The 23,800-nt window shown below is 70.6% G+C and carries 22 protein-coding genes; 15 read left to right on the top strand and 7 right to left on the bottom strand.

Annotated features, from left to right (window positions below; translation table 11 throughout):
- Positions 1-8: 8 nt before the first annotated feature.
- The gene (locus tag AB5L97_RS07310) at positions 9-734 is read right to left on the bottom strand and encodes a VIT1/CCC1 transporter family protein (protein ID WP_369047036.1); all 726 of its coding nucleotides are present in this window, start codon (positions 732-734) and stop codon (positions 9-11) included.
- Positions 735-828: 94 nt separating this feature from the next.
- The gene (locus AB5L97_RS07315; protein WP_369047037.1) at positions 829-2,172 is read right to left on the bottom strand and encodes a DUF4439 domain-containing protein; all 1,344 of its coding nucleotides are present in this window, start codon (positions 2,170-2,172) and stop codon (positions 829-831) included.
- Positions 2,173-2,267: 95 nt separating this feature from the next.
- Between AB5L97_RS07315 and rimP the strand changes: the two genes are divergently transcribed.
- From rimP to AB5L97_RS07380, 13 genes are all read left to right on the top strand, one after another.
- On the top strand, positions 2,268-2,912 hold the full coding sequence (gene rimP, locus AB5L97_RS07320; protein WP_307957363.1) for a ribosome maturation factor RimP: 645 nt from the start codon (positions 2,268-2,270) through the stop codon (positions 2,910-2,912).
- Complete coding sequence (gene nusA, locus AB5L97_RS07325) at positions 2,912-3,880, top strand: transcription termination factor NusA (protein WP_369047038.1); 969 nt, start codon at positions 2,912-2,914, stop codon at positions 3,878-3,880. The genes rimP and nusA overlap by 1 nt, the downstream gene beginning before the upstream one ends.
- Positions 3,881-4,006: 126 nt before the next feature.
- Positions 4,007-4,339 carry a YlxR family protein gene (locus AB5L97_RS07330; protein ID WP_307957365.1) on the top strand — a complete coding sequence of 111 codons (333 nt, stop codon included), beginning with the start codon at positions 4,007-4,009 and terminating at the stop codon, positions 4,337-4,339.
- A gap of 156 nt (positions 4,340-4,495) precedes the next feature.
- The gene (gene infB / locus AB5L97_RS07335; protein WP_369047039.1) at positions 4,496-7,414 is read left to right on the top strand and encodes a translation initiation factor IF-2; all 2,919 of its coding nucleotides are present in this window, start codon (positions 4,496-4,498) and stop codon (positions 7,412-7,414) included.
- 104 nt (positions 7,415-7,518) lie between these two features.
- On the top strand, positions 7,519-8,013 hold the full coding sequence (rbfA, locus tag AB5L97_RS07340; RefSeq protein WP_307957367.1) for a 30S ribosome-binding factor RbfA: 495 nt from the start codon (positions 7,519-7,521) through the stop codon (positions 8,011-8,013).
- 202 nt (positions 8,014-8,215) lie between these two features.
- A complete protein-coding gene (gene truB / locus AB5L97_RS07345; RefSeq protein WP_369047040.1) occupies positions 8,216-9,103 on the top strand; it encodes a tRNA pseudouridine(55) synthase TruB in 888 nt (295 codons plus the stop codon).
- Positions 9,104-9,105: 2 nt separating this feature from the next.
- Complete coding sequence (locus AB5L97_RS07350) at positions 9,106-9,474, top strand: hypothetical protein (protein ID WP_374049309.1); 369 nt, start codon at positions 9,106-9,108, stop codon at positions 9,472-9,474.
- Complete coding sequence (locus tag AB5L97_RS07355) at positions 9,471-9,911, top strand: hypothetical protein (RefSeq protein ID WP_307958943.1); 441 nt, start codon at positions 9,471-9,473, stop codon at positions 9,909-9,911. The genes AB5L97_RS07350 and AB5L97_RS07355 overlap by 4 nt, the downstream gene beginning before the upstream one ends.
- 63 nt (positions 9,912-9,974) lie before the next feature.
- Positions 9,975-11,024, top strand: coding sequence for a bifunctional riboflavin kinase/FAD synthetase (locus AB5L97_RS07360; RefSeq protein WP_369047041.1), 1,050 nt, complete (start codon positions 9,975-9,977; stop codon positions 11,022-11,024).
- Between the two features lie 10 nt (positions 11,025-11,034).
- Positions 11,035-11,649, top strand: a complete 615-nt coding sequence (locus AB5L97_RS07365; protein WP_369047042.1) for a hypothetical protein — start codon at positions 11,035-11,037, stop codon at positions 11,647-11,649.
- A 155-nt stretch (positions 11,650-11,804) separates the two neighbouring features.
- Complete coding sequence (gene rpsO / locus AB5L97_RS07370) at positions 11,805-12,074, top strand: 30S ribosomal protein S15 (protein ID WP_307958946.1); 270 nt, start codon at positions 11,805-11,807, stop codon at positions 12,072-12,074.
- Between the two features lie 231 nt (positions 12,075-12,305).
- Positions 12,306-14,558, top strand: coding sequence for a polyribonucleotide nucleotidyltransferase (locus tag AB5L97_RS07375; protein ID WP_307958947.1), 2,253 nt, complete (start codon positions 12,306-12,308; stop codon positions 14,556-14,558).
- Positions 14,559-14,562: 4 nt separating this feature from the next.
- A complete protein-coding gene (locus tag AB5L97_RS07380) occupies positions 14,563-15,924 on the top strand; it encodes a M16 family metallopeptidase (protein ID WP_307958948.1) in 1,362 nt (453 codons plus the stop codon).
- Between the two features lie 145 nt (positions 15,925-16,069).
- On the opposite strand, the gene AB5L97_RS07385 is transcribed toward AB5L97_RS07380, so the two are convergent.
- The 5 genes from AB5L97_RS07385 to moaA form a co-directional block, all read right to left on the bottom strand.
- Positions 16,070-16,915, bottom strand: a complete 846-nt coding sequence (locus tag AB5L97_RS07385; RefSeq protein ID WP_369047043.1) for an ABC transporter permease — start codon at positions 16,913-16,915, stop codon at positions 16,070-16,072.
- Complete coding sequence (locus tag AB5L97_RS07390; protein WP_369047044.1) at positions 16,902-17,900, bottom strand: ABC transporter ATP-binding protein; 999 nt, start codon at positions 17,898-17,900, stop codon at positions 16,902-16,904. Before AB5L97_RS07390 ends, AB5L97_RS07385 begins: the two co-directional genes overlap by 14 nt.
- 30 nt (positions 17,901-17,930) lie before the next feature.
- Complete coding sequence (locus tag AB5L97_RS07395; RefSeq protein WP_369047045.1) at positions 17,931-19,037, bottom strand: LolA family protein; 1,107 nt, start codon at positions 19,035-19,037, stop codon at positions 17,931-17,933.
- A gap of 96 nt (positions 19,038-19,133) precedes the next feature.
- A complete protein-coding gene (locus AB5L97_RS07400; RefSeq protein ID WP_369047378.1) occupies positions 19,134-19,415 on the bottom strand; it encodes a MoaD/ThiS family protein in 282 nt (93 codons plus the stop codon).
- Positions 19,416-19,466: 51 nt separating this feature from the next.
- Positions 19,467-20,609, bottom strand: coding sequence for a GTP 3',8-cyclase MoaA (moaA, locus tag AB5L97_RS07405; protein ID WP_369047046.1), 1,143 nt, complete (start codon positions 20,607-20,609; stop codon positions 19,467-19,469).
- 120 nt (positions 20,610-20,729) lie between these two features.
- On the opposite strand from moaA, the gene AB5L97_RS07410 reads away from it, so the two are divergent.
- Positions 20,730-22,442, top strand: coding sequence for a molybdopterin-dependent oxidoreductase (locus AB5L97_RS07410; RefSeq protein WP_369047047.1), 1,713 nt, complete (start codon positions 20,730-20,732; stop codon positions 22,440-22,442).
- Positions 22,439-23,773, top strand: coding sequence for a gephyrin-like molybdotransferase Glp (glp, locus tag AB5L97_RS07415; protein ID WP_369047048.1), 1,335 nt, complete (start codon positions 22,439-22,441; stop codon positions 23,771-23,773). The genes AB5L97_RS07410 and glp overlap by 4 nt, the downstream gene beginning before the upstream one ends.
- The last annotated feature ends 27 nt before the right edge of the window (positions 23,774-23,800 follow it).

The raw sequence follows: 23,800 nt of genomic DNA on the forward strand, positions 1-23,800 counted from the left end.
CGCCGGGGTCACGCGATGCCTGTAGTCCCGAGCAGGCTGCCGAGTCCGAAGGTCGCGGCGAGGGCTATCGCTCCACCGATGACGACCCGGAATGAGGCACGGCCCCGGGAGCCGCCGCCGATCCAGGCGCCGACCCACCCGGTGATGGCGAGCGCGATCAGCACGATGACGAACGTCAGCGGGACCCTGAAGCTGGCCGGCGCGAGGAGGATCGTGAGCATCGGCAAGATGGAGCCGATGAGGAACGAGACGGCCGACGCGAAGGCAGCGTGCCACGGGCTCACGATTTCTTCCGGGTCGATGCCGAGCTCGATGTCGAGGTGCGCCCGGAGCGGGTCGTTCTCGGTGAGTTCCTTCGCCACCGTCCGCGCTGTCTCCTCGGAGAGGCCCTTGTGCTTGTACAGGCCCACGAGCTCCTCGAACTCCTCGGCCGGCTGCTCGCGGAGCTCGCGGGTTTCCTTCGCGATGAGGTCCTTCTGGCTGTCGCTCTGGCTGCTGACGGAGACGTACTCGCCGAGCGCCATAGAGATGGCACCGCCGACGACGGCGGCCAGGCCCGCGGCGAGGATCGGGCCGTTGTTCGTGGTCACGCCCGCGACGCCGACGACGACGGCCGCGACGGACACGATGCCGTCGTTAGCGCCGAGGACGCCCGCCCGGAGCCAGTTGAGCTTGGCCGCCAGATCGGTGCCCTGGGGCTCGGGGTGGAGTTGCGTGGCTGAATCGCTGCTCATGGCATCACTCTGGCACGCAGATGCGCCGCCATGCCAGCTAAGCAAGCCTTTCCTTAGGCCCAGATCAGCGCCCGTCAGCACCGGTCAGTGCCGGTCAGTGGCCGGGGCTCGGCGCCGCGGACGTGGCGGAAGCGGTCCGTGTGGCGGCGCTGCCCAGCGCCTCGGCCTCAGCCCGGCCGGCGGCGTGTCCCGGGAAGGCCGATGCTTCGAGCGTGGACTGCGCCCCCACCGCATCGGCGCGGCGCGCCGCCCCGAGCAGGCCCTCGGCCGCCGTGGTGCGGAAGTCAGGGGTGCTGGCACCTACGAGACCGGACCACGCCGCGGCGACCGACTGCTCGAGGGCCGCGAGCTGGGCCGGGGTGCCCGCGTCGGCTGCAAGGCCGAAGCCGGCGTCCGGCGCGGGCAGGGCCGCACACGCGCGCTCGGCCAGCACGACCAGTGAGCGGAGCTGCGCCTGGTGCAGGCCCGCCGCAGCCAGATTGGACGTGCGGGCGGCCGCCTCAGTTCGGGCGGCCAGCACTGTGTACGTCCAAACGGCGGCCTGCTCCGCCTGCTCCACCGCCACGAAGGCCGACTGTCCGTTTTCCGCGCCGTCCGACGGGGCCGGCGACAGTGACTGCGTCGCGGGAAGCGCAGAGTTCGTGGCCGACGGTGACTGCGATGGCGACCGCGGCTGTGACGGCGACATTGACTGCGGCTGCGGCTGCGATGCCGGCGCCGAGCACGCGCTCGGGCCCCCCGACGAGGTGGCCGGGCCGGCGGATGCTGTGCTGGGGGTGGAAGACCCGGTGCTCTGACCGGCCGAGGGCGGAGTTGCGGTGGGTTCAGGAGCCGTCAGCGTGGGGGCGGGAATTGGTGCCCCTGCCGCATGGGCGTAGCGGGCGGCCTCGAGCGCCTGGCCGGCCGCGACAGATGCGAGAAGGGCTGCCGTCGGCCCGTCGACCGAGCGGAGGTCCGACGCGCGTGCAGCCGCGCTCGCGGAGAGCCCGGTGATCACGAGGGCGGGGGAATCCTGGACGTCGGACGACGACTCCGAGGAAGGGCCTGAGACAGCGCCCTGGGACGCGCTCGTTGAGGGGCCCGGTGAGGGGAGCGAGGCCGCGAGAACGCCCGCCTGGAGGTCTAGGACGTCAGCCGCGTGCAGCGCGCCCCGCCGCGCGGCGTCGTCAGGCACGGTCGGGGAGCGGGCGAGGAGGCGAGCCATCGCAGCAAGGCGAGCGGCGTCGTCGTGCGCCCGTGTCATCGCGGCCGCGCTCGCGGTAGGCGGCGTTGCCGGTGGGGGAGGCGCTGCGACAAGGGAGGCCCCTGCCCCGACCACGGCGGCGGCGCCGAGGGCAACTGCCCACACCCACGGCCGCACGCGGCGGGCCGATTCCTGCCGCGCTGCGCCCGCATCGGGGCGCGCAGGGTCAGGGGAGGGCGGGGTGGTGGAATTCACGGTCTCGATGATGCCACGGACCCGGCTCAGTCCCGCGCCCGAGGCCGCGACCGGATAGTCTAGGTAGACAATTGAGCAAAAGGAGGCGGACTCCCATGTCCGAGCCGGATCTGCCCTCGCAGGCCACCCCGACCCAGGCTGGGCTGGACCCGCACGCGGGCGGAGAGGAGGCACGCCTCTCTGCGCTCCTCGAGCCGACGGTCCAGGCACGCCGCCTCGTCCTCGAAGCCGTTACGGTAAAGGCCGCGGGGAAGCACCGCACGGTCCACGTCGTCGTCGACCTCACGGATGACCAGACCGGCGGCGTCGGCCTCGATGTCATCGCCGAGCTCTCGCGCGAACTCTCGGATGTCATGGATGCTGATCCGCGCGGACAGAGGCAGCCTTACAACCTTGAGGTCTCTTCGCCCGGCGTTGCCCGGCCGCTGACCGAGGTCCGCCATTGGCGCCGGGCCCGAGGGCGGCTCGTGAAGGTCAACGTGATCGGCGGCGAGAACGTGACCGGCAGGCTCCAGGAGGTGACGGACGGCGGGATCGTCGTCATACCGGACCTGCCTGCCAAGAAGGGCGTCAAGCCGAAGTCGGGCGAACCCGTCGAGCTTCCGTTTGAACAGATCCGCAGCGGCAGGGTCGAGATCGAGTTCACCCATCTCGACGACGTCGATCTGGACACAGACCTGGACGTCGAAGATCCGAGCCTGGAAGACCACCAGGACACCGACAACGCCGAGGAGGCCTAGTGGACATCGACATGAGCGCGCTGCGCCTGCTGGAGCGAGAGCGGGACATCCCCGTCGAGAAGCTCATTCCGACGATCGAGCAGGCGCTTCTGCTTGCCTACCACAAGTCGCCGGGTGCGATTGAGCACGCCCGCGCCGAGGTGGACCGCAAGAGCGGCCACGTGACGATCTGGGCGGTGGAGGAGGACGACGACGGCAACGCCGTCGGCGAGTTCGACGACACCCCTGCTGGCTTCGGCCGGATTGCGGCCACCACCGCCCGTCAGGTCATCCTCCAGAGGCTGCGTGACGTCGAGGACGACAACGTGCTGGGCGAGTTCAAGGGCCGCGAAGGTGAGCTCGTGGCCGGCCTCATCCAGCAGGGCCACAATCCCAGCATGGTCCAGGTGAACCTCGGCGCCGTCGAGGCCGTCCTCCCGCCGCCGGAGCAGGTGCCCGGCGAGAAGTACCTGCACGGGTCGCGGATCAGGGCCTACGTCGTTGATGTCCACCGAGGCATGAAAGGCCCGTCCATCACGCTCTCGCGTTCGCACCCGGGGCTCGTGAAGAAGCTGTTCGAGCTCGAGGTCCCCGAGATCGCAGACCACAGCGTGGAGATCGTCGCAATAGCGCGTGAGGCCGGGCACCGGACCAAGATCGCGGTCCGCGCCCTCGTGCCAGGCGTCAACGCCAAGGGTGCGTGCATCGGGGAGATGGGCTCGCGTGTCCGCGCGGTCATGACAGAGCTCAACGACGAGAAGATCGACATCGTCGACTTCAACGACTCGCCGGCGTCGTTCATCGCGAACGCCCTTTCGCCGTCGAAGGTCACGAGCGTGACGATCGTCGATGAGGCGACCCGTTCGGCCCGCGTGCTCGTCCCCGATTACCAGCTCTCGCTCGCGATCGGCAAGGAGGGCCAGAACGCCCGCCTCGCCGCCAAGCTCACCGGCTGGCGTATCGACATCGGATCCGACGCTCAGGCCTGAGCGGACCCGGGGCGCGCATTCCGGGATCCCTCGGCCAAGGGTCTAGAATAGATGAGTCTGGGCCTGCGCCCGGCGGCAGGGTAGGGCGTATCAAGCGCCGATCCCGCACGATGTGAGAGAGCAGAGATGACGCAGACACACGGTCAGCCTCTGCGAACCTGCATCGGATGCCGCCGCACCGCGGCCCAGTCGGAACTGCTCCGGCTGGTGGCGGATCCCACCGACGCCCTGCGCGTCATCGTGGATCCCCGCCGCCGGCTGCCCGGTCGCGGTGCTTGGCTGCATCCCGATCAGGTATGCCTGAAGCAAGCCGTCAAGCGGCGTGCTTTCCACCGTGCTTTCCGTAGCCCGGTGGATGCGCGCAGCGTCGATGACTACTTCGGCACTTCCGTCCCGGCTCCCGTCGGGACGGACACTGACCTTCCTGAGGTCCATGTTGAAAGCGGGTCAGAAATCTGATGGATACCCGATGAGTCCCCAATCGATGAGTGCGTAGCAATGAACTTCTCGTTGCGCACCGCCGACGGCTCCTCGAGGCGCGCCCGCGCTGAGGGAGCCCGCAGCAAGCATTAGACGGTCCGTGCCTGGCTCGGTGCGGACCGAGACAGGAGAAATGTGGCCAAGGTCCGCGTACACGAGCTCGCCAAGGAGCTCGGTATCACCTCCAAGGACGCCGTTGCCAAGCTCGCAGAGCTCGGCGAATTCGTGCGTTCTGCGTCCTCGACGATCGAGGCGCCCGTCGTGAAGAAGCTTCGCGACGCTTACCCCGCCGACGGCGGAAAGTCGGGTGCGAAGGCAAGCGATAGGCCTGCCCGACCCGCCTCCCGGCCCTCCGCTGCGGCACCGACCCCCGGTCCCGCGCGTCCGGCACCGGCCCCTGCGCCCGCACCGGCTCCGGCAGCGAAGGCCGAGACGCCTGCTCCCGCACGCCCGGCTCCGCAGCGTCCCGCCGCCGCTCCGCGTCCCGCTGCTGAGCAGACGCGCACCGCGCCCCAGGCGGGCTCCGAGGCTCCCCGCCCGGCCGCCCGCCCCGCAGAAGGCTCGCCGTCGCCGCGTCCCGCCTCGGGTGCGCGCCCCGGCGCGACTCCCGGCCCGCGGCCCAGCGGACCGCGCCCCGGCAACAACCCGTTCTCGTCCTCCCAGGGCATGCAGCGCTCCGGCCGTGACAGTGAGCGCGCGCCCCGTCCGGGGAACAACCCGTTCGCGTCCTCCCAGGGCATGCCCCGTCCCGGTGGCGGACGTGACGGTGACCGCCCCGGTGGTCCGCGTCCGGCCGCTCCCCGCCCTGCAGGCGGCACGGCAGGCATCCCGCGCCCGGGGGCCCCGCGTCCCGGCGCGCCTCGCCCCGGTGCTCCCCGCCCTGGCGCTCCCCGTCCGGGCGGACCCCGCCCGGGTGCTCCGCGTCCCGGCGGCGGCCCGGGCGGCGCACGCCCGAACCCCGGCATGATGCCTCCCCGCACGGATCGTCCGCAGCCCGGTGGCGCCCGCCCCGCGGGCACTGGCGGTCGCGGTCCGGGCCGTCCGGGCGGCGCGCCCGGTACGGGTGGAGGCGCTCCCGCTGGGGGCGGCTTCGGCAAGGGCGGCCGCGGACGCGGCGGCACGCAGGGAGCCTTCGGCAAGGGCGGCGCCGGCCGCGGCAAGCAGCGCAAGTCGAAGCGCGCGAAGCGCCAGGAACTGGAGCAGATGAGCGCACCGTCGCTCGGCGGCGTCTCGGTGCCCCGCGGCGACGGCTCCACGATTGTGCGCCTGCGCCGTGGCTCCTCGATCACAGACTTCGCCGAGAAGATCGATGCGAACCCCGCCTCGCTCGTGACGGTGCTGTTCCACCTCGGTGAGATGGCCACCGCCACCCAGTCCCTCGACGAGGAAACCTTCTCGGTGCTCGGCGCGGAACTCGGCTACAAGATCCAGGTCGTCTCGCCGGAGGACGAGGAGCGCGAGCTGCTCGAGTCCTTCGACATCGACCTCGAGGCCGAGCTGGATGCGGAGACCGACGAGGACCTCGAGAAGCGCCCGGCCGTTGTGACCGTCATGGGCCACGTCGACCACGGCAAGACCCGCCTCCTCGACGCCATCCGCAACACCAATGTGGTGGAGGGCGAGCACGGCGGCATCACGCAGCACATCGGTGCGTACCAGATCGCGTTCGAGCATGACGGCCAGGAGCGCAAGCTGACGTTCATCGACACCCCGGGCCACGAGGCGTTCACCGCCATGCGTGCCCGTGGTGCGCAGGTCACCGACATCGCGGTCCTCGTGGTCGCGGCGGATGACGGCGTGATGCCCCAGACCGTCGAGGCGCTCAACCACGCCCAGGCGGCCGGCGTGCCGATCGTCGTGGCGGTGAACAAGATCGACAAGGAGGGCGCGAACCCGGAGAAGATCCGCGGTCAGCTCACCGAGTACGGCCTCGTTCCCGAGGAATACGGTGGCGACACGATGTTCGTGGATGTCTCGGCCCGCCAGAGCCTGAACATCGACGAGCTGCTCTCCGCGGTCCTCCTCACGGCAGACGCTGCGCTCGACCTCCGCGCGAACCCGAACAAGGACGCGCGCGGTGTGGCCATCGAGGCCAACCTCGACAAGGGCCGCGGCGCCGTGGCGACCGTGCTCGTCCAGTCCGGAACGCTCCACGTCGGCGACAACATGGTTGCAGGCACTGCCCACGGCCGTGTCCGCGCGATGTTCGACGAGGACGGCGAGTCCGTCGAGACCGCGACGCCGTCGCGACCGGTCCAGGTCCTGGGCCTGTCCTCGGTGCCGCGTGCAGGCGACACGTTCCTCGTGACCGAGGATGAGCGCACGGCACGCCAGATCGCTGAGAAGCGTGAGGCGGCCGACCGCAACGCGCAGCTGGCCAAGCGCCGCAAGCGCATCAGCCTGGAGGACTTCGACCAGGCAGTGGCCGAGGGCAAGATCGACACCCTCAACCTCATCCTCAAGGGCGATGTGTCGGGTGCCGTCGAAGCACTCGAGGACTCGCTGCTCAAGATCGATGTGGGCGAGGACGTCCAGCTCCGTGTCATCCACCGCGGCGTCGGCGCGATCACCCAGAACGACGTCAACCTCGCAACGGTCGACAACGCGATCATCATCGGCTTCAATGTCAAGCCGGCCGAACGCGTCGCCGATCTCGCGGACCGCGAGGGCGTGGACATGCGCTTCTACTCGGTCATCTACGCGGCGATCGATGACATCGAGCTCGCGCTCAAGGGCATGCTCAAGCCGGAGTACGAGGAGGTCCAGCTCGGCACCGCAGAGGTCCGGGAGATCTTCAAGTCCTCCAAGTTCGGCAACATCGCCGGCTCGATCGTCCGCAGCGGCCTCATCCGCCGCAATGCGAAGGCCCGCGTGCTGCGCAACGGCACGGTGGTCGGCGACAAGCTCACCATCGAGTCGCTCAAGCGGTTCAAGGATGATGCGACCGAGGTCCGAGAGGGCTTCGAGTGCGGTATCGGGCTCGGGTCGTTCAACGACCTCCAGCTCGAGGACATCATCGAGACGTTCGAGATGCGCGAGAAGCCGCGCGTCTGAGCCTGAGTGGGCGAAGGGGGCCCCGGGAAACCGGGGCCCCCTTCCTCCGCCTTCGGACCGGCTGACCAGCCGCTCCCGGTCCACGACGTATGAAGGAGAGACCCATGGCCGACCCGGCCCGTGCTGCGCGACTCGCGCAGCGGATCAAGGTGCTCGTCGCCGAGGCGCTGCGCAAGGCCGTCAAGGACGAGCGCGCCGAGGCGATCACCATCACCGACGCCCGCGTCACCAATGACCTCCAGCACGCCACGGTCTACTACACCGTGCTCGGCGACTCTGCCGCCGCCGAGGGCGCTCAGGACGTGCTCGAGGCCAAGAAGGGCGTGCTCCGCCGCGAGGTGGGGCGCAACCTGACGATCCGGCTCACGCCGACGCTCGAGTTCGTCGCGGATGAGATCCCCGTCAACGCCTCGCACCTCGAGGACCTGCTGCGGCAGGCCAAGGAGCGGGATGCCGAGGTGGCCCGTCTCGCCGAGGGTGCGCGGCACGCAGGCGACGCCGACCCGTACCGCCAGGACTCGGCGTCGGACGAGGCCTCGGCTGACGCGGACTACGACGGCGAGGACGAGTCGGACAGCGTGGAGCTCCACGAGGACTGACATCGAGTTCACCTCGACTCGACGAGGAAGGGCGGTGCCGCACCTGTGGGGTGCGGCACCGCCCTTCGTCATGCCGGTCACGCGCGTCCAGATCCCCACGCAGCTCCGCCCGTTCGAGGCCTGGACGGCCTTCGCGGCCCGTGTGGAGTACTGAGCGGTGAGAACGCCCGGCGGCCTCCCGCGGCTTCATATACTGGGAGGCGTGCTTTCTGGACTGGTGATCGTTGACAAACCGCGCGGGTGGACGAGCCACGACGTCGTGGGGAGGGTCCGCCGGCTCGCCGGCACCCGCAAGGTGGGCCACGCGGGGACCCTCGATCCCATGGCCACGGGCGTCCTCGTCGTCGGCATCAACAAGGCCACCCGTCTGCTCTCCCACATCGTGGGTACCGAGAAGACGTACACCGCCACGATCCGCCTGGGCCAGTCCACGGTCACCGATGACGCCGAGGGGGAGATCCTCAAGGAGCGCATCGCGGCTGCGGTCACGGAGCAGCAGATCCGCGAGGCCGCGGCCCAGCTCACGGGCCGCATCCTCCAGGTGCCGAGCAGCGTGAGCGCGATCAAGGTCGCCGGCGAGCGCTCCTATGCGCGTGTCCGCGCGGGGGAGGAGGTCGCTCTCGCGCCGCGTCCCGTGACCATCTTCGCGTTCGACGTCCACGGCATCCGGCGGGAACGGGGCGGGAAGGTCCAGGACGTCGACGTCACCGTACGGTGCTCGTCCGGCACGTACGTGCGTGCCCTCGCCCGCGACCTCGGCGCTGCCCTCGGAGTGGGTGGACACCTCACGGCACTGCGCCGCACGCAGGTCGGGCCCTACGCGATCGAGCAGGCCCGCACCCTCGAGCAGCTCGCCGAGGACTTCGCACTCCTTCCCCTCTCCGACGCCGCGCGCTCGCTCCTGCCCGTGCGCGAGCTCAGCGGCGAGGAGACGGTCGAGCTCTCCTTCGGCCGTCGCATCCCGGCGACAGGCTCGGAGGAGCTCACCGCCGCGTTTGCGCCCGACGGCGCGCTGGTCGCCCTCCTGAAGGACGTCGCCGGCCAGGCCAAGCCGGAGCTCGTGTTCGCCGCCCACGGAGAGGACGCCTGAGCGTGGACCCATTCTTCCTCGTCGGGACAGTCCTGTGCGCGCTCTCGCTCATCCTGTGCGTCGCCGCGGTGATCACCAAGACCTATCCCGGGGACGCGGCGATCGTGTCCGTCGCCGTCGTCGAGCTGTTCCTCGTCGTCTTCGGCATCGCCGCCGGGATCCGCCAAGCGGGGGGAGAGCCGGTCCGTGGCGAGGTGTGGGAGTTCTGGGGCTATCTCGCGACCGCGCTCATCCTGCCGATCGTGGCCTTCTGGTGGGCCATCGCGGACAAGACCCGCTGGAGCAACGCGGTGCTCGGCGCCGTCCCCCTGACGATCTTTGTGATGCTGTTCCGGATGGAACAGATCTGGAACGGAGCCCCCTTCTCATGACCCCTGACACCTCCGCGCAGAAGCCCGAGCACTCGCCGCGGACCCGCAGCACCGGGCTCGGCCGCATCCTCGTGGCCGTCTACGGCGTCTTCGCGATCTCGGCGACGGCGCGCGCCGGATACCAGATCGCCACCAAGTTCTCCGATGCGCCGCTGGCGTACCTGCTGAGCGCAGTGGCAGCCGTCGTCTACATCGTCGCGACGGTCGCCATGGCCCGCCGGGGAGTGACGAGCTGGTACGTGACGCTCGGCGCGATCCTCGTCGAGCTCATCGGCATCCTCGCCGTCGGCGCGGCCAGCGTGGTCGACTCCGCAGCCTTCCCGCACGACACGGTGTGGAGCGGGTTCGGGCGCGGGTACGGGTACGTGCCGCTCATCCTGCCGTTCCTCGGGCTCGCATGGCTCTTCTACAACAGGCCGCGCAGGGCGCAGGCGTGAGCGGGTGTGCCGGGTCAAGCCGGTAGTCTTATCAGGCACACACAGGGCAACGAGGCGAGGACGATGGTCTTGATCTGGCACGGAGTGGACGAGATTCCCACGGATTTCGGGCCAACGGCCGTCACCATCGGCAACTTCGACGGCGTGCACCGCGGCCACCAGCAGGTCCTCGCCACACTGAAGTCCACCGCGCGCCACAGCGGCAGCCGTTCCGTGGCCGTCACCTTCGACCCCCACCCTGCGCAGGTCCACCGTCCCGATACCGCACCGGATCTCATCATGGGCATCGAGGACCGGTTGGCCGCCATCGCCGCCCACGGGGTCGACGCGATCCTCGTCCTCCACTACACCCTCGCATTCGCCCAGCAGAGCGCCGAGGAGTTCGTGCGCGGGATCTTCGTCGACGCGCTGCGCGCCTCGCACGTGGTGGTGGGACACGATGTCCGCTTCGGACGCGGCAACTCCGGTGATCTCGCCACGATGGAGGAGCTCGGCGCGCGGTTCGGTTTCGAGGTCGTCGTCGTCGAGGAGTTCACGGAGCAGGCGTCGGCCGCAGAGGCACGCGCCGGGGCGTCGCTCGCCGACGGCGCAGCGCACTCCGCGCAGGACCTGGACGACGACGCCGAGCGGCGCCGCTGCTCGTCCACCTGGGTGCGGGAGGCTCTCGATGCGGGTGACGTCCGGACCGCCGCCGAGATCCTCGGGCGGACGCACATGATGCACGGCGAGGTGGTCCACGGCGCCGCTCGCGGCCGCGCCCTGGGTTTCCCGACCGCCAATCTGGCCCACGATTCGGTGGGCCACATCCCTGCCGATGGGATCTACGCGGGCTGGCTCGTCGACCAGTCCGGGACGCGCTGGCCAGCCGCGATCTCGGTCGGCTCGAACCCTACCTTCGCTGGGGTCGCACGGCAGGTCGAGGCGCACGTGATCGACCGGCCGGATGAGGCCCCCGAGGCTTTCGACCTGTACGGGCAGAGGGTCGCCGTCGAGTTCGTTGACCGCCTCCGCGGCATGGTCGCGTACCGCGGACCGGAGGCCCTCGTCGACCAGATGAAGCTCGACGTCGATCAGGCCCGCCGAGTTCTGGCCGGGGTCGGCTCAGGGGCTTAAACTTCGCGGCATGAGTGACAACTCAGCCTCCAGCAGTCCCGCGAGCCGGACCTGGTTCCGGTGGGCGGCTTTCGCCATGATTGTGGGCGGCGCCGCCATGTTCGTCCTCCAGGCCGGGGTGCTCTTCGCCTCGAGCCAGTCAGGCTATTTCGCCGTCGTGGCCCCCGCGATCGGCGTCGCCCAGCTCCTCATCGCCTTCGGCTGTGTCGGTCTCTGGTCAGACCACGCGTTCGGCGGCGGCATCATCGCGCGGACCGGTCTCGCCCTCGCGATCCTCGGTCTCGTGTTCCTCGCCATCGGCAACATCCTGACGCCATTCGGCGACCTTGCAGTGTTCTACATGGTCGCCACCGTCGCGCTCCCCGTGGGATTCCTCCTCGCCGGTGTCGCGGCGCTTCGCGGACACGCCTGGCACGGCTGGGAGCGCTACATCCCGCTCGGGGTAGGCCTGCTGCCATTCGTCCTGCTGTTCGCCTACCTCGGCGGAAGCCGGCTCGGTGAATTCGCGGTGGGCGTCTGGGGGCTTGCGTTCGTGGTGCTCGGGTGGGCCGAGCTGCGAGAGCCGCCGCTTGAGCCGGTGCGCATCAGGGAACGCATTTCGACACGCAGGCACCGGAACCGATAGAATCCTCTGTGGCCCTCGCTGCAGTCCGTGGCGGCCTGGGCCGCACCGGGCTCTCCTTCGGGCTGATTCGAACGGATCACTCCAGCGAAGACGTTCCGGTGTTCCCCGGGGACGCGGTGTCCAGCGGGCCGCACGGCACGAAACGAGGAGTTCCAATGGCTTTGGATCCCGCCGTCAAGCAGGAAATCATCAAGGAATACGCGACGAAGGAAGGCGACACCGGGTCTCCCGAGGTCCAGATCGCCGTCCTGACCAAGCGGATCAAGGACTTGACTGAGCACATGAAGCAGCACAAGCACGACTTCCACACCCAGCGCGGCCTGCTCGCGCTCGTGGGTCGCCGCAAGCGCATGCTCTCCTACCTGCACGACACGGATATCGCCCGCTACCGTTCGCTCATCGAGCGTCTCGGCCTGCGCCGATAGTCTGATGGAGCGGCCCGTCCCTTCGCACGGAAGGCACGGGCCGCTCCGCATCCGGGCCCCGCACTGTGCTGGGCCCGACAATTGAAACACCACCCTTTAGGGGGCACCGGCAGCCTGCGGTCCTCGGTAGTGGCTCTTGAGGGCGCCCGCAGCGGCGGGCGTGCCAAGAGCCTCGATCGAAGACCGGGTTCCGGGAAGCCTCCACCAACACGGAAACGGAGGTGCTCTCCCATGGAGGGTCCCGAGATCCAGTTCTCAGAGGCCGTTATCGACAACGGCCGATTCGGCCAGCGCGTCGTGCGCTTCGAGACGGGCCGTCTGGCCAAGCAGGCCGCCGGCGCTGCGATGGTCTACATCGACGACGACACTGCCCTGCTCTCGGCCACGACGGCCGGCAAGTCCCCGCGTGAGGGATTCGACTTCTTCCCCCTGACCGTGGACGTCGAGGAGCGCATGTACGCCGCGGGCCGCATCCCCGGCTCGTTCTTCCGCCGCGAGGGCCGCCCCTCGACCGAGGCGATCCTCGCGTGCCGCCTCATGGACCGCCCGCTGCGCCCCGCGTTCGTCAAGGGCCTGCGCAACGAGGTCCAGGTCGTCGTGACCGTCCTCGCCGTCAACCCGGATGAGCTGTACGACGCCGTCGCGATCAACGCCGCGTCGATGTCCACCCAGCTCGGCGGACTCCCGTTCTCCGGCCCGATCGGCGGCGTGCGCGTTGCGCTCGTCCACGACGAGAACGGTGCCCAATGGGTCGCGTTCCCGAAGCACTCCCAGCTCGCCCACGCGACCTTCTCGATGGTCGTAGCGGGCCGTATCGTGGCTGATGACATTGCCATCATGATGGTCGAGGCCGAGGCCACCGACCACGCGTGGACCCTCATCAAGGACGAGGGCGCGACCGCCCCGACCGAGGAGGTCGTGGCTGAGGGCCTCGAGGCCGCCAAGCCGTTCATCCGCGCCCTCTGCGAGGCCCAGCAGGACCTCGCGGACCGTGCGGCGAAGCCCACCACGGAATTCCCGATCTTCCTCGACTACGAGGCAGATGCGTACGACGCCGTCGAGGCAGCCGCCGCCTCCAGGCTCGCCGAGGTCTTCCAGATCGCCGACAAGCAGGCGCGCGACGCGGCGTCGGACGCTCTCAAGGATGAGGTCACCTCCCAGCTCGCGGGCCAGTTCGAGGGCCGCGAGAAGGAGCTCTCCGCTGCGTTCCGTTCGGTGACCAAGAAGGTCGTGCGCCAGCGCATCCTCAAGGACCAGATCCGCATCGACGGCCGCGGACTGACGGACATCCGCCAGCTCACTGCCGAGGTCGAGGTGCTGCCGCGCGTCCACGGCTCCGCGATCTTCGAGCGGGGCGAGACCCAGATCATGGGCGTCACGACGCTGAACATGCTCAAGATGGAGCAGCAGATCGACTCGCTCTCCCCGGTCACGCACAAGCGCTACATGCACAACTACAACTTCCCGCCGTACTCCACCGGTGAGACTGGCCGCGTCGGTTCGCCGAAGCGCCGCGAGATCGGCCACGGCGCCCTCGCCGAGCGCGCCCTCGTGCCGGTGCTCCCGTCCCGCGAGGAGTTCCCGTACGCGATCCGCCAGGTGTCCGAGGCCCTCGGCTCCAACGGCTCGACGTCGATGGGCTCCGTGTGCGCCTCGACCCTGTCGATGCTCAACGCCGGTGTGCCGCTCAAGGCACCGGTGGCCGGCATCGCGATGGGCCTCGTCTCCGACGAGGTCGACGGTCAGACCCGCTACGCGGCCCTGACGGACATCCTCGGTGCCGAGGACGCGTTCGGCGACATGGACTTCAAGGTGGCCGGCACCTCCGAGTTCGTTACCGCGATCCAGCTCGACACGAAGCTCGACGGCATCCCGGCATCGGTCCTCGCCGCCGCGCTCAAGCAGGCCCGTGAGGCCCGCCTGCACATCCTCTCCGTGATCAACGCCGCGATCGATCGCCCGGACGAGCTCTCCGAGTACGCCCCGCGCATCATCGCGATCAAGATCCCCGTGGACAAGATCGGCGAGGTCATCGGCCCCAAGGGCAAGATGATCAACCAGATCCAGGAGGACACGGGAGCCGACATCTCGATCGAGGACGACGGCACCGTGCTCATCGGCGCGACCGACGGCTCCTCGGCCGAGGCGGCCCGGGCGGCGGTCAATGCGATCGCGAACCCGCAGCTGCCTGAGGTCGGCGAGCGCTACCTCGGCACCGTCGTGAAGCTCACGACCTTCGGCGCCTTCGTGTCGCTCACCCCGGGCAAGGACGGCCTGCTGCACATCTCCGAGCTGCGCAAGCTCGCGGGCGGCAAGCGCGTGGACAACGTCGAGGACGTCGTCTCCGTGGGCCAGAAGGTCCAGGTCGAGATCACGAAGATCGACGATCGCGGCAAGCTCTCGCTTGCTCCGGTCGTGGCCGAGGACGAGGCCACGTCGGCCGCCGAGCCGGCCGAGCCGGCGACCGAATCGGCTGACGCGTAGCCGCATGCCCATAGTCGAATTGCCGCTGACCTCAGGCCAGCTCGTGGACGGCGCCCCGGCGTCCACCACGATCTTCGGGAAGGAGGGCGGCGCCGTCGTGCGCCGTTCCATCCTCCCCGGGGGCGTGCGCGTCCTCACGGAGGCCATGCCCGGCCAGAGGTCGGCGTCGATCGGCTTCTGGGTCGGTGTGGGATCCCGTGACGAGGCCGCAGGCCAGCATGGGTCAACACACTTCCTCGAGCATCTGCTCTTCAAGGGAACCCAGCGTCGTACTGCCCTCGAGATCGCCTCGGCGTTCGACGAGGTGGGCGGCGAGTCGAACGCCGCGACGGCCAAGGAGAGCACGTGCTACTACGCACGCGTGCTCGACACGGACCTGCCGATGGCTATCGACGTCATCGCGGACATGATCACGTCCGCGGTCCTCGACTCCGAGGAGCTCGAGCAGGAGCGCGACGTCATCCTCGAGGAGATCGCCATGGACGGCGACGACCCGACGGACGTCGCCCATGAGCATTTTGTCGCCGCCGTCCTCGGTGAGCACCCGCTCGGGCGCCCCATCGGCGGCACGCCCGAGGCGATCAAGGCCGTCCCGCGCGAGTCGGTATGGGACCACTACCGCCGCTACTACCGCCCGGATGAGCTCGTGATCACCGTCGCGGGCGGTCTCGAGCACGACGTCGTGTGCTCGCTCGTGCTCGACGCGCTGCGGACCGCGGGCTGGACCCTCGCCGAGGGTGCGGCCCCCGTGGCGCGGCGCACGACGTCGCCCGCGGCCATCACGGGCAAGCCCGGACTGAGCGTGGTCAGGCGGCAGGTCGAGCAGGCGAATGTGATCATGGGCTGCCCGTCGATCACGGCCACCGACTCGCGCCGGTACGTCATGAGTGTGCTCAACGCGGTGCTCGGCGGCGGCATGTCGTCGCGACTGTTCCAGGAGATCCGCGAGAAGCGCGGCCTCGTGTACTCGACGTACTCGTTCGCCTCGGCCTACGCGGACGCCGGATACTTCGGGATCTACGGGGGCTGCTCACCCGCGAAGGTACCGCAGGTCCTCGCACTCATGGCGGCCGAGCTCGAGAAGCTCGCCGAGCACGGCATCACCGACGACGAACTGCGGAAGGCCGTGGGCCAGCTATCCGGCGGGATCGTCCTCGCCCTCGAGGACACCGGTTCGCGCATGTCCCGCCTCGGTCGCGCCGAGCTCGTCTCGGGTGAGTTCCAGGACATCGAGGAGACGCTCGCCCAGATCGCGGCCGTCTCCGCGCACGACGTCCAGGAACTCGCACGGGTCCTCGCCGCCGCGCCGCGCACCACCACGGTGGTTGGCCCGTTCGACGAGACGGAGACCTTCGGCCTCGCCTGAGACCTGACCCCGCATCGTTGAGACCTGACCCCGCATCTGGATCTTCCGATGCGGGGTCAGGTCTCACGTTTGTGGGGTCGGGTTTGACGTTTGTGGGGTCAAGTCTCTTCTTCGTGGGGTCGGGTTTGATGTTTGCGGGGTCACGTCAGGCGAGGATGTCCTTCGTGGTGAACCTGCCGTAGGCGAGGGCCCCGAAGAAGGTGACGTAGCCGAGCTGGAGCCAGGCGTTCTGCCCGAAGGAATCCCACGAGATCGGGTCGCGCAGGAAGTCCGCAATCCCGAGCCAGTGGTCCGTGAAGAGCCATGGATGCAGCCAGTCGAGCTGGTCGAGCGCACCGAGGATCTGCGAGACCACAGCGAGCACGGCGGTCGCGGCCATGGCTCCGACCGGCACACCCGTGAGCGTCGAGGCGAACAAGCCGATCGCAGCGAGGCCCAGCAGCGAGACGGTCACGTAGGCTGCCATGAGCAGGAGCCGGACCAGCGATTCGCCGGGCCCGATCTGCGCCCCCGACAAGAGCGTGGCCTGTCCGAGCGGGAACAGCACGACGCCCACAAGAACCCCTCCCAGCACGACGGCGAGTCCCGCCGCCGCGCAGAACACGGCGGAGCTGAGGTACTTCACCACGAGCAGCCTGATGCGCCCGACAGGAGCAACGAGCAGATAGCGCAGGGTTCCCAGGCCCGACTCGCCCGCGATCGTATCCCCTGCGACGACGCTGACGGTCAGCGGCAGGAAGAGGGGGGTGCACACGACCAGCCCCACGACTCCGGCGAAGAGCCCGTTGTTGGTGATCTGGTCCAGGAACACGGGTCCCCGCCCGCTCGGGGGCCGTCCAGGGGCGAAGCGAACGGCGAGCCCGATGACCACGGGCACGGCGGCGAGGGCCGCAAGCATCGTCCACGTCCGCCAGCGCCCGAACAGGACGAGCAGCTCGGAGGCGAGCAGCCTTGCGGTGTGCGAGCCGCGGGCGGTGTCAGCCTCCGACATCGAATCCCTCTCCCGTGAGCTCGACGAACCGTTCCTCCAGAGTCGTGGCCTCCGCTCTGAACCCGCGTACGCGTACGCCGGCGGCGACGAGCGCCGCGACGACTGCCTCGGGGGCAGCAGGGGCAGCGGCCGGCGAGGAAGCGCCGTCGGCCGCCTCTGCGGCGGGAAGCCCGACCACGGTTCCGGGCCCAGCGGGCTCGATCTCGAGCCCGAGCCCGCGCAGCACCTCGGCTGCCTCAGATGTATCCGGGGTGAGGACCTCTAGCCGGGGCCGTGCGGCGCCACGGAGCTCGTCCAGCGTGCCCTGAGCCATGAGACGCCCCGAGCGCAGCACCGCAGCGTGCGAGCAGATCTGCTCGACCTCGGCGAGGAGGTGGCTCGAGATGAAGACGGTGGTGCCGTCGTCGGCGAGGGAACGGATGAGGCTTCGGACCTCGCGCGTGCCCTGCGGGTCGAGGCCGTTCGTCGGTTCGTCGAGGACGAGGAGGGAGCGCGGTGACAGGAGCGCCGCCGCGAGACCCAGTCGCTGCTTCATGCCCAACGAGTAGGCGTGCACCTTCTTGCCGGCCGCGTGGGAGAGGCCGACCCGCTCGAGCGCTGACCCCACGCGGGCGCGTCGGGTGCGGGCTGGGGCAAGGGGATCCGCAGTGTCGAGACGGGCGAGGTTCGCCGTGCCGCTCAGGAACGGGTAGAACGCCGGCCCCTCGACGAGAGCCCCCACCCGCGGAAGGACACCGCGCGCCGCGCGCGGCATAGGCAACCCGAGGACCTCGGCCTGCCCGGCAGTCGGGGACACGAGGCCGAGCAGCATCCGGATCGTGGTGGTCTTGCCTGAGCCGTTCGGCCCGAGGAACCCGAACACCGACCCTCTCGGCACCGTCAGGCTCAGGTCGTCGACGGCGGCGTGAGCGCCGAACCGCTTCGTGAGACCGTGCGTCCGGATCGCCGCAGCGCCCTCGCCGTCACCCACGACGCTGTCATCCATGACGCCGCTCTCGGCGGCCCGCAGTCGCCGTCACTTCGCAGTGGTGCCCGAGGCCTTGGCCTCGAGCGTCGACGCTGGGACCGCCCCGGCGAGGACCCGACCGTCGTCCGCGAGGAAGACGGTGAACAGCGACGACGAGATCACCCGTCCGCCGGCGGCGGGGGTGGACAGCTGCTTCACGAGGGGCTGATCGGTGAAGCCCGCCGGAACCTTGTCCTTCGGGATCACGACGACGGCGTCCCACCCCTGAGGCGTGCCGGCGGCCGGCTTCTGCGACGGGTCCTTTTGCGGGTGGTCCTTCTGCGCCTGACTCGCCGCACCCGGCGACGCGGGCAGCTGCTGTTCAGTGATCTTCGCGCCAGGCGGCGGACTGAACGCGAACACCGAAGCGTCCGGCGCCTTGAGGTCCAGCTGGGTGTAAGCGGCATTGAATGCGGGCGCTTGCTGGCCCTTGGCGAAGACGTCGACGGCCAAGGGGAGACCGGTCTGGGCCTCGACGGCGATCTTCACCCGGGCAATGAGCGTTCCGGAGGCCTTGGGCGTCAGGACGAGGGTGTAGGAGCTGTGCCCCGCCACCGCCGTCGGTGCGCCGAGCGAGACGTCGGTGCTCGCATCCGCTGCGGCGAGGAACCGCTGGGCGAGCTTCTCAGGGGTCATCGCCAGCGTGCCCGGCGCGGTCTCGGCCGATCCGGCCGGGAGAGTCACGTGGGTCACGGTGTTCGCCGCGGAATCATAGGTCCAGGCGTCCGAGCCGTTGCGGATGGCATCGCGCTCGGCGAGCTGGTCCATGACCTGGACGCGGATCCTGGCAGGCCCGTCGGCATAGACCTTCGCGGTGTGCGGCACCGTGAGGAGCTCGAGGAGCGCGGCTTCGGAGCCGAGGGTCGAGCTGCCTTTCGCTGCGCCGAGCGCCTGACCTGGGATCGCCGGCAGGCCGAGGTCGGCGGTCTCCTCGAGCGTTCCGGAGAACTGCCGGGCGCTGTGGCCCGCGGCGAGGGCAAGAACCTGCGCGGGGGTGGCAGGAGGCGGCGGGGACACCGCGGTCGCCCCTGATGCGAGCAGCCCGATGGCCACGACGGCCGGGACCGCGGCGGCCGGGATCCAACGGACCCAACGGCGGTTCACAGTGACCTGCATGACGACCTCCCCGATGACTCTGCTCCAACGCTACGCCGCCTGCACGCACGTGTCGTCATCCTCGAGAGGGATCTGACGTCGGTGCCGTCTGGCCCGTCAGCCCCCGGCGAAGGGCGGAAGCACGTCCACGACGTCGCCGTCCGCGAGCCCGCGGGAACGGTCCTTCGCTGCGACCTCGTTGACGAGGAATGAGCACCTCCGCAGCACGTCGGCAAGCGCCGGCGCGGTGGTCGGGGTGCCCGCCCCACCCGCCGGAACGCGGACGACGGCGAGCGCTGCTTCGAGCGCGTCGGCCAGGGTCGCGCCGTCGGGCGCCTCGAGGGGCTCCTCGCCGACGCCGGCGGCGGCCTGGGCCGCGGCGTAGTACCGCAGGGTGATCTGCACTGCTGCTCCTCAAGATGCCGAAAGATGCCGAGGGTTCGGGCCCCGTCAGCCGCCGATCGCGGACATCGACCGGTCGGGCTGGACAAAATCATCGGCGCCGAGCCCGGTGTGGCCCATGCCGTGTGCCTTGGGCTTGAGCCACATGGCCTCCTGCCACCGCTGCGCGACCTCCTCGTCGGTCGCGCCGGAGCGCAGGAGTCCGCGGAGGTCCACCTCCTCGTGGGAGAAGAGGCAGCTCATGACCTTGCCCTCGGCCGTGATGCGCGTGCGCTTGCAGTCCGAGCAGAACGGCTCGGTGACGGAGGCGATGATGCCTACCGTCCCGAGCGCCGGGCCCTGACCGCCCGAGGAAGGCGCGCCGTCGCGCGTCTCGCCGTCCAGGGGGCGGACCTCGAACCGCTCCGCGGGCGCGCCGTCACGGGCCCGCGGGTCGGGGGAGAGGCGGAAGCGCGTCGAGAGGACCTCGCGGACCTCGCCGGCGGTGACCATTCCCCGTCGGGTCCAGCCGTGGTCCGCGTCGAGCGGCATCTGTTCGATGAACCGCAGCTCGTATCCGCGCTCGAGGCACCACGCCAAGAGCTCCGGCGCATCGGCATCGTTGATGCCGCGCATGAGGACCGCGTTGATCTTGACCGGCCCGAGTCCAGCGGCGGCGGCCGCCTCGATGCCCGCGAGAACGCGGTCGAAGAACGGCCGGCGGGCCAGCTGGGCGAAGGTCTCGGGGTGCAGCGTGTCGAGCGAGACGTTGATGCGCGACAGGCCGGCCTCCTTGAGCGGCGCGGCCTTCGCGTCAAGGCCCACGGCGTTCGTGGTGAGGGCGATCGGCAGGTCCGGATGGGCTGCGCGCAGGGCGGCGACGATGTCCACCAGATCCGCGCGGACGAGCGGCTCGCCGCCCGTGAGCCGGAGCTCGCGCACCCCCAGCAGGCGGGCGCCGATTCCCACGACACGTGTGATCTCGTCCGCGGAGAGGACCGCGTCCTTGGCGAGCCACGGCAGCCCCTCAGCCGGCATGCAGTACGAGCAGCGCAGGTTGCATTTGTCCGTGAGGGAGAGCCGCATATCCGTAGCGACCCGCCCGAACCGGTCTACGAGGCCGGGAAGGCCGTCAGGCCTGTCCGCCGCGCGCGGGTCCGCACGCGGCGCGTCCGAGGCACGCAGTCGCGGGATGCCGAGCTCAACAGTCATGCATCTACGGTACGCCAGTGGGACGGACCACGTGCTGGACAGCGCGTTACCCGGTGGGGCGTCACCGCGACGTAAGGAATCGGCCGGAGTGGCGGTGCCCCGCACACCTATTCTGGACACATGAGCCTCGAGCCCCGTCCTGCCGCGCCCCCCGGGCGGTCCGCGACGCGGGGCCGCACGGTGTTCGCGGCCCTCGCCGGTGTGCTTGCGGCGGCCTCGGGGGTACTTGCGGGTGAGCTGGGCGCGGCCCTCATGAGCCCGTCGCTGAGCCCGGTCTCCGCTGTGGGAGGCGCCGTCGTCGACTTCGCCCCGCCCGCAGCGAAGGACTGGGCCATCCAGGCCTTCGGCACCGGGGACAAGGCGTTCCTCGTCACCGTCATCGCGATCGTCCTCGCGCTCTTGGGGGCCGCTGCGGGTTTGCTCGAACTGCGCCGCGCGGGGTTGGGGGTGGGGCTCGCGGGCCTGATCGGGCTCGTGGGCCTGGCCGCGGTGGCGACGCGTTCGCTCTCCTCGGCACCCGCCTGGGTGTGCGCGCTGATCGCCGGGGCCGTCGCGATGTCGCTGGTGCGCTGGCTCGTGGGCCGGCTGCGGCGCGAAGCGACGGCGGGCACAGCGCACGACGCCGCCGGCGCGCTGCCCGCGTCGATGGAGCCTTCCGCGTCGGTGGAGTCTCCCGCGTCGGTGGAGCCTCCAAGGTCGGCGGAGTTTCCCACGTCGGCGCGGCCGACAGGTCCAGTGCCGGAGGGCTGGGGGACTGCCCGATTCCCACGCCGCGGCTTCCTGCGGGCCTTTGCCGGGACGGCCGTCGTCGTCGCGCTGGGAGGTGCGGTCACCGCCGTCGTGCGCGGGGCCTCGCTGGCCGCAGCCGCCGCGCGCGAGGCGCTCCGCCTCCCGACCCCCGCGGATCCGGCCCCGGCGATCCCCACAGGCGCCGAGGTCGGTGTGCACGGCGTGTCGCCCCTGGTGACCGCCAACCCGGACTTCTACCGGATCGACACAGCCTTCGTGGTCCCCTCCGTGGACGCCACCGGCTGGCGGCTCGCGGTCACCGGCCTCGTCGACCATCCGCTGACGATCACCTGGCAGGAACTCCTCGCGCAGCCGCTCGTCGAGCGTTACGTGACGCTCACGTGCGTGTCGAACGAGGTGGGGGGCACGCTGATCGGCAACGCGCGATGGCTCGGATGGCCCGTCCGCGAGCTGCTCGCGAGGGCCCAGCCCCAGTCCGGGGCGGACATGGTGCTCTCCCGCAGCGTCGACGGTTTCACCGCCGGCACCCCGCTCGAGGCCCTCACCGACCCCGGACGGGACGCGCTCCTCGCCGTCGCGATGAACGGAGAGCCGCTCCCGCCCGAGCACGGCTTCCCCGTTCGCCTCGTGGTGCCGGGACTGTACGGCTACGTGTCCGCCACGAAGTGGGTGACCGAGCTCAAGGTCACCACCTTCGCGGCAGACACGGCCTACTGGAGCACGCGCGGCTGGAGCGAGAAGGGTCCCGTCAAGACCGCCTCGCGCATCGACGTCCCGCGCCGGGGAACCCGTGTCGCAGCGGGGGATGTCACGGTGGCCGGGGTTGCCTGGGCGCAGCATCGCGGCATCGCCCTCGTCGAGGTGAAGGTGGACGACGGCGCGTGGCAGCCCGCGCGGCTCGGCACCGGGATATCCCGGGATACTTGGTACCAATGGGCCGCATCGGTCCGGCTCGCGCCCGGCCAGCACCGGGTCGCCGTCCGTGCGACCGACGGCGACGGCCAGGTCCAGACCCCCAACGTAGCCCCGCCCGCCCCGGACGGCGCGACGGGCTACGACATCATTGAGCTGGAGGCCACATGACAGGTCCCGCGGCGGGCACCGGCCCCGCGCACGTCCACAACCATCTGGAGACCGGGACGGGCAAGGGCGTCCACGAGAACTCCCGGGCAGGGCACCGGAGCGTACAGGAGCACCGGAGCGTCCAAGAGCACCGCGCACGGATCGCCGCACTGATCGCGCCGCTGGCTGCGCGGCCACTCGAGCGGCTGCCGCTCCGTGCGGCGCTGGGCACGGCTCTGGGCTCCGACCTCGTGGCGCCCGTGGACCTGCCCCCGTTCGACAATTCGCAGATGGACGGTTTCGCGGTCCGGTCCGTTGACTTCAGGGGGGCTGTAGGCGGGGGAGCACGGGAGTTCACGGTCGGGGCAGCCATTCCTGCAGGTGCGGTGCCCGTGCCGCTCGCCCCGGGGCACGCTGCGCCCATCATGACCGGGGCGATGATGCCCGAGGGTGCGGACGCCGTAGTACCGGTCGAGCGGGCCGAGCCGCCCAGGTTCCCCGAGGAGGGCGCCACGGTGTCCCTCCCCTCCGTGGAGGCGGGCACCTACGTGCGGCGCACCGGGAGCGACGTGGCCGCGGGCGCCGTCGTGCTCGCGGCCGGCACCGCGATGGGGGCTCCCCAGATCGGCCTCGCCGCCGGCCTCGGCCTCTCAACGGTGCCGGTGCGCCGTCCGGTGCGGATCACGCTCCTGAGCACCGGCGCCGAGCTGGCCGCCGCGGGCACGCGGCTGGCGCCGGGACAGATCTATGACGCGAACGGGATGCTCCTGTGGGCCGCCCTGCGCGAGGCCGGCATCGCGGCCGCGAACGTGGCTGTCCGCAGCGACGATCCCGATGAGCTGCGGCGCGAACTCGAGAGGCTCGCGGGGCTCGAGGGGGAGGCGCGGCCGGACGTCGTCATCACCACGGGAGGCGTCTCGAAGGGCGCGTTCGAGGCGACCAAGCTCGCCCTCGACGGGCACGACGTCGAGTTCGCGCACCTCGCGATGCAGCCCGGCGGCCCGCAGGGCCTCGGGACCTTCGAGGGACTGCCGGTCGTCGCCTTCCCCGGGAATCCCGTGAGCTGCTGGATCTCGTGGGAAGTGCTCCTGCGCCCCGTCCTCGCCGAGCTCTTCGGGGCGCCGCGGGGCCGGCGCCGCCTGAGGGCGCCGCTGGCCGAGGCGCTCACGTCGCCGCCCGGGAAGCTCCAGGTGCGGCGCGCCAGGCTCCGCGCCGACGGATGCGTCGAACTCGTCGGGGGACCGGGCTCGCACCTCCTCGGCGCCCTCGCGGCCTCGGACGCCCTCGCCATGGTGCCCGATGGCGTCACCGAGCTCGAGGTCGGCGCGGAGGTGGAAGTATGGCTCACGTGAATGACACCCCGCAGAATCCGCCCACTC

Source organism: Sinomonas sp. P10A9 (assembly GCF_041022165.1).
GTDB classification, from domain to species: Bacteria; Actinomycetota; Actinomycetes; order Actinomycetales; family Micrococcaceae; genus Sinomonas; species Sinomonas puerhi.

Excerpts from the sequence above, each read along its gene's own strand:
- AB5L97_RS07310 (WP_369047036.1), bottom strand. The coding sequence starts at position 734 with ATGAGCAGCGATTCAGCCACGCAACTCCACCCCGAGCCCCAGGGCACC.
- rimP (WP_307957363.1), top strand. The coding sequence starts at position 2,268 with ATGTCCGAGCCGGATCTGCCCTCGCAGGCCACCCCGACCCAGGCTGGG.
- AB5L97_RS07365 (WP_369047042.1), top strand. The coding sequence starts at position 11,035 with ATGAGTGACAACTCAGCCTCCAGCAGTCCCGCGAGCCGGACCTGGTTC.
- moaA (WP_369047046.1), bottom strand. The coding sequence starts at position 20,609 with ATGACTGTTGAGCTCGGCATCCCGCGACTGCGTGCCTCGGACGCGCCG.
- glp (WP_369047048.1), top strand. The coding sequence starts at position 22,439 with ATGACAGGTCCCGCGGCGGGCACCGGCCCCGCGCACGTCCACAACCAT.
- rbfA (WP_307957367.1), top strand. The coding sequence starts at position 7,519 with ATGGCCGACCCGGCCCGTGCTGCGCGACTCGCGCAGCGGATCAAGGTG.
- AB5L97_RS07410 (WP_369047047.1), top strand. The coding sequence starts at position 20,730 with ATGAGCCTCGAGCCCCGTCCTGCCGCGCCCCCCGGGCGGTCCGCGACG.
- AB5L97_RS07355 (WP_307958943.1), top strand. The coding sequence starts at position 9,471 with ATGACCCCTGACACCTCCGCGCAGAAGCCCGAGCACTCGCCGCGGACC.
- AB5L97_RS07395 (WP_369047045.1), bottom strand. The coding sequence starts at position 19,037 with ATGCAGGTCACTGTGAACCGCCGTTGGGTCCGTTGGATCCCGGCCGCC.
- AB5L97_RS07375 (WP_307958947.1), top strand. The coding sequence starts at position 12,306 with ATGGAGGGTCCCGAGATCCAGTTCTCAGAGGCCGTTATCGACAACGGC.
- rpsO (WP_307958946.1), top strand. The coding sequence starts at position 11,805 with ATGGCTTTGGATCCCGCCGTCAAGCAGGAAATCATCAAGGAATACGCG.
- AB5L97_RS07360 (WP_369047041.1), top strand. The coding sequence starts at position 9,975 with ATGGTCTTGATCTGGCACGGAGTGGACGAGATTCCCACGGATTTCGGG.
- AB5L97_RS07385 (WP_369047043.1), bottom strand. The coding sequence starts at position 16,915 with ATGTCGGAGGCTGACACCGCCCGCGGCTCGCACACCGCAAGGCTGCTC.
- AB5L97_RS07390 (WP_369047044.1), bottom strand. The coding sequence starts at position 17,900 with ATGGATGACAGCGTCGTGGGTGACGGCGAGGGCGCTGCGGCGATCCGG.
- AB5L97_RS07330 (WP_307957365.1), top strand. The coding sequence starts at position 4,007 with ATGACGCAGACACACGGTCAGCCTCTGCGAACCTGCATCGGATGCCGC.
- AB5L97_RS07380 (WP_307958948.1), top strand. The coding sequence starts at position 14,563 with ATGCCCATAGTCGAATTGCCGCTGACCTCAGGCCAGCTCGTGGACGGC.